The sequence below is a fragment of the Ancrocorticia sp. genome, assembly GCF_052089425.1.
Lineage (GTDB): Bacteria > Actinomycetota > Actinomycetes > Actinomycetales > Actinomycetaceae > Ancrocorticia.
This window is the reverse complement of the sequence record NZ_JBQCZW010000059.1, coordinates 1-7,942: the sequence shown is the minus strand read 5'-3', so window position 1 is coordinate 7,942 and position 7,942 is coordinate 1. Positions and strand designations below refer to the sequence as shown.

Below are 7,942 nucleotides of genomic sequence, written 5' to 3'. Positions count from 1 at the left end.
TCCATACCGTCCATACCGTCCATACCGTCCATACCGTCCATACCGTCCATACCGTCCATCGATCCGGATTGTAACTCGCGGCTGAGCACAGGCAAGAGGGCGCCGTCGGACACAGGGGGCCTTCTCTCGCCGCGGCCATCGGATACAGCAGAGAACTCATCGCACTGATCGTGCGGCGTAGCGCGACTAACTGATCCTGGCGAGCCGATCTGGCAAGCAGTCAGGACCCCGGAACCGCATCTTCACGAGCCACAGAGTTAGTGTGCCCTTACGCCATGACGATGCCGCCACATAACGCCGCCAATTCGGGCAATGGAGCCTATGGCCCCGAGAACCCGCAATACACCGGGCAGCCTTACCAGCCGTATCCGCCCCAGCCCTGGCAGGGCATGCAGCCACCTCCCCCGCGAAGGAAGTCGCGCAAGAAGGCGATCGTTGTGACGCTCCTAGCGCTCATAGTGGCCGCCGCGGTGGCCGCCCTCATCTGGTGGCTCCTAGGCAACCGCGATTCTCCGGGCACCTCCGCCCAGTCCACGCCAAGTGATTCGTTCGCAAACGGCACGCACGAGCAATGGGCCATCACGGTTGATGCCACGGAGCACGATGCCCTGTTACACCTCCGATACCTACATGGTCCTCGTGCAGGCGGACCAGTTCAGCCCGGACCAAGCGCAGGTGACTACTTGGGATATTTCCGGTCAGGAACCGAAACAACTGTGGACTGGTGAATGGACCTACTTCGCCGATAACTACAACACGATGAACAACGGTATTCTCGGGAACAATTTCGTCAGCGTTAGCGCCTTGAATGACATTACGTCCGGCAAAGCGGTCACTACCCCGTGGAGCACCGATCCTCAAGATCGCGCCGCCGTGACTGTTTTCGGCAGCGATTTGGCGGTGGCATGCACGGTCACAGCGAAGACGTTCGATTGCGCTGGCTACGATGGCGAACTTCAGGAGCTCTGGACTCAGGAAGTTGATTTCCCATCCTCCGAACAATTGGCTATGCCGGTCAGCGTTGTGTCGGAGAATGCCGTGAAGACCCTCTACTGCACACGGCAGAATTGTCAGATCCTCGATAATGTGACGGGTGAACTGACAACGGCCGATCATCACCCCGGACACGCTCTTGGCTGTTGAGGTTCTGGACGAGGAAACCACGATTACCGCGTATCGCCCGAAATAGTCTGCGCTGCCCCACACACGTGTGCTACCTTCGTGGCGTGGCCCACAATTTGACCGACGAAGCCCTCTCGGCGATGCGTTCATCGCGCGCTGCAGATGATCCGGACTACCCGCTTTTCCACGTGGCCCCGCCTGTTGGGCGCCTCAACGATCCGAACGGACTGGCGCGCGCGGACGGGGTGTATCACGCCTTCTACCAGTTCAGCCCGTTCCACCCGCACCGCAAGCTCGTCTACTGGGGCCACGCCACCTCGCGGGACATGCTCACATGGGATCACCACGCCCCGGCTATTATGCCAGATTCCCGGTACGATCGGCACGGCGCGTACTCAGGCACAGCGTTTTTTATCGACGACGACGGCGAAGCATCCTCCCCCGTTGCATTGTTCTACACCGGAAACGTCAAGGATGAGGAAACAGGAATCCGCGAGGCCTCACAATGCCTGGTCACATCCCCCGATTTTGAATCCTTCACCAAGTATCCGGGCAACCCGGTGATTCCCGGACACCCCGCTGGCTACACGCCTCACTTCCGCGATCCTCAGGTGTGGCGATCGGCAGACGGTTCCTACCGCATGCTCATCGGTGCCCAACGCGAAGATGAAACGGGTGCCGCGCTCTTCTACAGGTCAGCGGACCTCATTTCATGGGAATGCGAAGGAGAAATGTCCTTCCCGGACGCGGGTGGCGCATTCGATCGTTTCGGATACATGTGGGAATGTCCCAACCTCATCTCGGTCAGCGATGAGGTGACGGGAGAAGCCTTCGATGTGCTCATTTTCTGTCCTCAGGGCATCCATCCCGATCGCGAAGGATTCGAGAACATTTTCCCGTGTGTGTACATCGTCGGCCACCTCGACGGAACCCAGTTCCGCGGCACCGATGGCACCTACACCGAACTTGATCACGGCTTCGAATTCTATGCCCCGCAGGTATTCGCCACGCCCGCCGGCACGGATGAGACCCCGCTGCTCATGGGGTGGGCCGGCAATGCCTCGGAGGATGACCAGCCCTCGATTGACACCGGAGGATGGGGCCACACTCTGACCGTTCCTCGAAAGCTATCCTTGCGCGCGGGCAGGCTCATTCAACGCCCGGCGATCCAGCTGCCCCGTGTGAGTGTGGATCATGGCCAGATGGCTCCGTCGTCGTCAAAAACTATCCGCGAACTGGAGGGCTCACGGGCTTTCGAACTGGGGTTAAACGCATCGGATTCGGACGTGGAGGTGCGGATCGGATCTGATCACCAGTTCGTTTCCATCCAACTCGCCGGAAACACGCTAATCGTGGACCGTTCAACCTCCCGGTACCCGCACGGCAAGACGCGGCGCGTCACGCTTCCCGAGGGGTGCGAGCGGACCCTTCGCATTCTCCATGACAGCTCCATCACGGAGGTTTTCGTGGGAGACGGCGATCTCGCGTTCACTCTGCGATCGTTCGTGGACGGCGATGGCCTCACGGTGCGGACTCACGGCGGAAGCCGACCGGTCACCGTTACCCACGCTGGGCGGTTCGACTAACAAGATTCCGATATTTACGCCACCAGCAAAATATGAAACGATTAAGCATCTAACCACCCCATGCCGAACTCGCTGACGAGCACTCGACGAAGAGAGAGGCATCATAAAGAAAGGAACCACCAGTGGCTATGGATCACGCACACGTGGCACAAGATGTCCTGAGCGCTGTTGGCGGCGCCGGAAACATCAATGCCGCGGCACATTGCGCAACACGATTACGCCTCGTTCTTGCCGATCAAGACAAGGTTGATCAGGAGACCTTGGATAACCACGACGATGTCAAGGGAACTTTCGTTGCCGGTGGCATGTACCAAATCATTATTGGTCCGGGCGATGTGGACATCGTGTTTGACCACCTCATCAAGGACGGCGGCGTTGCCGAAGCATCCAAGGATGAGGCCAAGCAGGTGGCCGCTCAGCGTGAAAACGTGGTGATGCGCTTTATCAAGACCATCGCGGACATCTTCGTTCCCGTGCTACCGGCACTGATCGCCGGCGGCCTCATGATGGCCCTCAACAACGTGTTGACGGCCGAAGGGCTGGTGGGCGAACAATCGATCGTTCAGCAGGCCCCGTGGCTGGCGGATTACGCCGATATGATCAACATGATTTCCTCGGCGGCCTTCGCCTTCCTGCCGGTTCTCATTGGATTCTCTGCCGTCAAACGGTTCGGTGGCAACCCCTATCTTGGTGCGGCCATGGGTGCCGCCATGGTCTCCCCCTCGCTCGTCAACGCCTACGACATGGTGGCCGTGACCGAGGCCGGCCAGATGCCCTACTGGAACGTGTTCGGGCTGGACGTGGCTCAGGTAGGTTACCAAGGTCAGGTCATTCCGGTGCTGTTCGTTGCCTGGATCTTGGCGTGGATCGAGAAGCGATTCCACAAGGTCTTCTCAGGCACGGCGGACTTCCTGCTCACGCCGCTGTTCACCATGCTTATCACGGGCTTCCTGGCCTTCGTTGCGGTTGGCCCCTTTACCCGCATCCTCTCGGACGGACTATCCGATGGAATCTTGTGGGCGTACACGAACCTTGGGCCGGTCGGCGGCCTGATCTTCGGTCTGTTCTACTCCCCGATCGTGGTGACGGGACTCCACCAGTCGTTCCCCGCCATTGAGCTTCCGCTCATCAACAACATGGCCGAAACGGGCGGATCGTTCATCTTCCCGATTGCTTCCATGGCAAACGTTGCGCAGGGCGCGGCAGCACTGGCGATCTTCTTCATTGCTCGCAACGCGAAACTCAAGGGATTGGCTGGAGCTTCCTCGGCCTCCGCATTGTTCGGCATCACCGAACCCGCCATCTTTGGCGTGAACCTGCGGCTGCGCTGGCCGTTCTTCATCGGCATGGGCGGAGCGGCGCTAGGTGGCGCGCTGGTTGCCATCTTGGACATTCGTAGCCAGGCGCTCGGCGCCGCCGGGATGGTTGGCTTCGTGTCCATCGTCCCATCGGATATCCCGATGTTCCTGCTGCTCGAAGTGCTCGTTATCGTGGTGGTGTTCGCGGCAACTTTGGCCTACGGCAAGAGCCGCGGTAAGGCCTCCCTCGCGGAGAACGTGAGCGAGACAGCCGCCGAACAAGAGGCCGAGGAACTGGCAGCTACCGAGGAGGCAGCTGAGGAGGCCGCCGTTCTGTTCGATCCATCTGCAGAAACCGACTTCACGGTCACCTCTCCCCTCGAAGGCACAGCAATCGCGCTCAGCGAGGTTGAGGACAAGACCTTCGCCTCTGGGATGCTCGGACCAGGTGCGGCCATCGTTCCATCGGGCGGCCCCGTTGTTTCTCCCGTGGATGGCACCGTGATTCTTGCCTTCCCCACCGGCCACGCCTACGGGATCCGCTCAGCCTCCGGCGTAGAGCTGCTCATCCACGTTGGCATGGATACGGTCAAGATGAAGGGTGAGGGATTCACTCCTCACGTCAAGAAGGGTGACATGGTCAAACGCGGCGATGTCCTTGTGGACGTGGATTGGGACGCCATTACCGGTGCCGGTTACCAGACCGTCACGCCCATCGTCGTATCCAACGCGAAGAAGCAGGGCGGGATTGACGTTCAGGAACCCGCCGCCGTGGAGCGCGGGGACCTCCTCATGGTCATCCAACCAAAGGAAGCTCCCGAGCCCGAGGTGGTCGTGGAAGTCTAGGCGCACATCCTAGGGGCAGTGCCAGAATACAAAGAACGCGGGGCTACGTCGGTGGCCCCGCGTTCTTGTTCTATCTATTCACGCCTTGCGCAGAGTAATGGACCACGACGCTTCGTCAAGCTGGCGGAAATCCGTCACGGTGTGTCCTTCTTGGGCCGCCCATACCGGAATGGAATCGGTGGCTTGCGTGCAATCGAAATCGATCTGAAGCTCGTCTCCGGAATCTATTCCGGCGATGGCCTTCTTCGCCTCGACCAACGGGAATGGGCACACTTGGCCAAACGTGTCCAGCAGAAACTTGCGGCCTGTGCCTTCCTTCGTTGCGACTGCAGTGGCTTCGGGTGCAGGTTTATCTACTTTGATGAAGTCTAAGAAACTCATGATGTTCTCCTTGCGGATATGTTGATCTGATGACTGTAAGAAGTTGTGAGGATTGTCCGTAGCACGTTGCATTATTGAATCTGGACGAGACCCCGAGGAACGCCCGCTCCCGCTACTGAACTGGTGCGAGTGCCCGAATTGTTGGTGATGAAGAATTTGGCTGCGGCTCCCACTCCCAGGAACGTGAAGCCGAAGGCGATCCACCCCTGCCAGCCGAACAGTGCCGTCTGGACAAGGGAGTTGCCAATGGTGCAACCTCCAGCCAGCGCTGCTCCAATGCCCATGATCGTTCCACCAAACACGGAGCGAACCGCGGTACGCGCATCTGGGGCGCGCAGCCGGAATTCACCGGAGGCCTTGGCCGCAATGTAGGAGCCGGGGATGATTCCTAACACGAAGGCAACGCCCCAATCGATGAGGTCTGCCTGGCCCGTGACGAGGTACTGAACAACGTTTGCGGACGGAGTTGTGATCCCAAGGCCTGAATTACGGCCAGTCGCCTGTGAAAGTGGGTAGGCAAGGGCAGCAATAGCTCCCACGAGAATTGCCGTTGCGTTGGGACTCCAGCGCTTTTCAAAGAGGACGTGGGCCAGACCGCTCTTCTTGGGTGCGAGTTGGGCAACGGGGTTGTGCGGCCGGCGGCTCTGTCGAACCAAGAGGTAGGCCACGAGACCACCAAACGCGATCACGGGGACCCATGCGGAGATGCCGAGAGTTCCGTGGATCGTGCTGGCGTCAACGGTATTGTTGCGTGCAGCTTCCGTGAAGTTCGCACCCACGCCATATTTCATGGCGGCGGCGGTGAAGGCGTAAAGGCCCAGAGCGATCCATGAGCCGATGAGGCCCTCGCCGCTGCGATAGTAGGTTCCGGTGGCGCACCCGCCTGACAAGACGATGCCGATCCCAAAGAGGAAGGATCCGCCAGCAACCGCGGCGATCGCCAGTTGTGGTGCCGATGGACTGATCACGCCGGTAGCCGTGAGAACTTGAACCAAGACCGCCTGAACGGCGATGGCCAGAAGAAATGCGTTGAGCCAACGCGTGGACTTGCTCAGCCATACGTCGCGGAAGGCTCCGGTCACGCAGAATCTACCGCGTTGGAAAATGAAGCCGAGGACTATTCCAAGGATGAAGCCGGTAACAATCATGGATTTTCGCTTTCGCTAAAGAATGTTTGAAAAGGAGCTCGTGGCTTCTTGGCGCGCACACAATATGTAGGCCATCCAGCGGATTTTGGGTACACGAGTATCGCTAGGGCTTACTCAGGATTACTGCCGGTCGTAAAAGAGAACTATGAAAATGGCGTCAGCAAGCCTGCGTGCACGCCATACACATTCGCTGCATTGCCTTCATGTTCCATCCTTCACCTATGGATTCGTGGAGGTCCGACGCCATCAACCTATTAAGCCAGTGTGCTTTAGGTCAATAGCATTCCACAACGTGGACAGGGAGAGGTTGGGCGGTGGGCCGTCGTCGTCGTCAAAAACCGAACTACCGGACTCTGGCCTGCAGCCACGCAACCAGACCATCGATCCCGGTCACTAAATCAGGTATGACGTTGACCGCTCCTGCTTCCTGCAACGCTTCGGCACCGAACGAACCGGTTGTTACGCCAACAAAAGTGATACCTGCAGCCGCGGCGGCCTGTCCGTCCCGGGGAGTGTCTCCGATAATCACCATCGGGCGCTCTGGGTAACGTTCGCGAGCGCGGTGTGTGAGTTCTTCGCGGCGGGATGCTTCGGCGCCAAAGAACGATTGCTCCCACGAAATGAGGTCCACGGCCACGCCAGCTCCGCGAAGCTTGTGCGAGGCCCTCGTGGGCGTGTTGCCGGTCAGCAGGCCATTGGTAAACCCCGCCTGTGCCACTCGCGCGAGTGCATCGTTGACCCCGGGCAGCATGGTCAGCCGGTTCGGTTCCTCCAGATAGCTCTGGGACAGATCGTCCAAACGATCGAGGATCACCGCTGCCTCCTCGCGAGGCAAGCTCACCGCCGCTAGGTGTGCTTCGATGATCTGCCGGTCCGTCATTCCATCTGTGTTCTCCGGAATCGAATCAAACTCCGGGTGGATCGCGCGGATAGCGTCCAAGTAATACACGCTATTGAAGGCCGCCGAAGCCAGAAGTGTCCCGTCAATATCCCAGAGCACGAGCGTGCTATCAGGCGTTGTCGCTTTCCTCATACGATCCATCCTGCCACGAGTGGGCGAGGTATGAAATGAAGCCACCATTGTTCCCCGGTGCTCCTCGGCGCAACATGACTCTTCACTCCGATCCCATGAGCCCTAGGCGTTAGCCCAGTACTCACGTACCTTCTTCGTGGTTTCTTCGTAGCCCACCTCGGCGGACATGGTGACCCACCGGTCGAACGCTGCACCGGCGTTGGAGGCAAGGCGCGATCCGTCCCACACCAGCCCACGTACGCACTTCTCGCCGAACAGGGTGGCTGCAGACGTCAGGTCCTCGAAGATGTCGATCAGGCTGTCCACGATGATCGGCTCCATGATGTTGAGCTCGAGCTCTCCAGCCGCCACGCCCATTTCTACGGTGGAAGCCGCCCCACGGATTCGGTAGCTCAGCTGCATCACATACTCGGGAATGACCGGGTTGATCTTGCCCGGCATAATGGACGAGCCCGCTTGAACGGCCGGGAGTGTCACCTCTTGGAGCCCGCCCAATGGTCCGGATGACAGCATTCGCAAGTCCTGTGC

At 59.4% G+C, this 7,942-nt stretch carries 8 protein-coding genes; 4 read left to right on the top strand and 4 right to left on the bottom strand.

The window, feature by feature from the left end:
* Positions 1 to 275: 275 nt before the first annotated feature.
* The 4 genes from ACTHV6_RS11545 to ACTHV6_RS11530 all read left to right on the top strand — a co-directional run bounded on the left by ACTHV6_RS11545 (position 276) and on the right by ACTHV6_RS11530 (position 4,852).
* Positions 276 to 728 (top strand): hypothetical protein, encoded by a 453-nt coding sequence (locus ACTHV6_RS11545; RefSeq protein WP_441387750.1) that lies wholly within the window; start codon positions 276 to 278, stop codon positions 726 to 728.
* Positions 631 to 1,143, top strand: a complete 513-nt coding sequence (locus ACTHV6_RS11540) for a hypothetical protein (protein WP_441387748.1) — start codon at positions 631 to 633, stop codon at positions 1,141 to 1,143. Before ACTHV6_RS11545 ends, ACTHV6_RS11540 begins: the two co-directional genes overlap by 98 nt.
* Before the next feature lie 83 nt (positions 1,144 to 1,226).
* Positions 1,227 to 2,708: a glycoside hydrolase family 32 protein gene (locus ACTHV6_RS11535; protein WP_441387747.1), complete on the top strand. Its 1,482-nt coding sequence runs from the start codon at positions 1,227 to 1,229 to the stop codon at positions 2,706 to 2,708.
* 128 nt (positions 2,709 to 2,836) lie between these two features.
* A complete protein-coding gene (locus ACTHV6_RS11530; RefSeq protein WP_441387751.1) occupies positions 2,837 to 4,852 on the top strand; it encodes a sucrose-specific PTS transporter subunit IIBC in 2,016 nt (671 codons plus the stop codon).
* 78 nt (positions 4,853 to 4,930) lie between these two features.
* Here the strand turns inward: ACTHV6_RS11530 and ACTHV6_RS11525 are convergent, their stop codons facing one another.
* The 4 genes from ACTHV6_RS11525 to ACTHV6_RS11510 all read right to left on the bottom strand — a co-directional run.
* The gene (locus tag ACTHV6_RS11525; protein ID WP_441387745.1) at positions 4,931 to 5,233 is read right to left on the bottom strand and encodes a sulfurtransferase TusA family protein; all 303 of its coding nucleotides are present in this window, start codon (positions 5,231 to 5,233) and stop codon (positions 4,931 to 4,933) included.
* Positions 5,234 to 5,304: 71 nt separating this feature from the next.
* On the bottom strand, positions 5,305 to 6,381 hold the full coding sequence (locus ACTHV6_RS11520; RefSeq protein ID WP_441387743.1) for a YeeE/YedE family protein: 1,077 nt from the start codon (positions 6,379 to 6,381) through the stop codon (positions 5,305 to 5,307).
* Positions 6,382 to 6,724: 343 nt separating this feature from the next.
* Positions 6,725 to 7,414, bottom strand: a complete 690-nt coding sequence (locus tag ACTHV6_RS11515; protein WP_441387741.1) for an HAD family hydrolase — start codon at positions 7,412 to 7,414, stop codon at positions 6,725 to 6,727.
* A 102-nt stretch (positions 7,415 to 7,516) separates the two neighbouring features.
* The coding region (locus ACTHV6_RS11510; RefSeq protein ID WP_441387740.1) for a lyase family protein at positions 7,517 to 7,942 on the bottom strand (426 nt) is incomplete at its 5' end.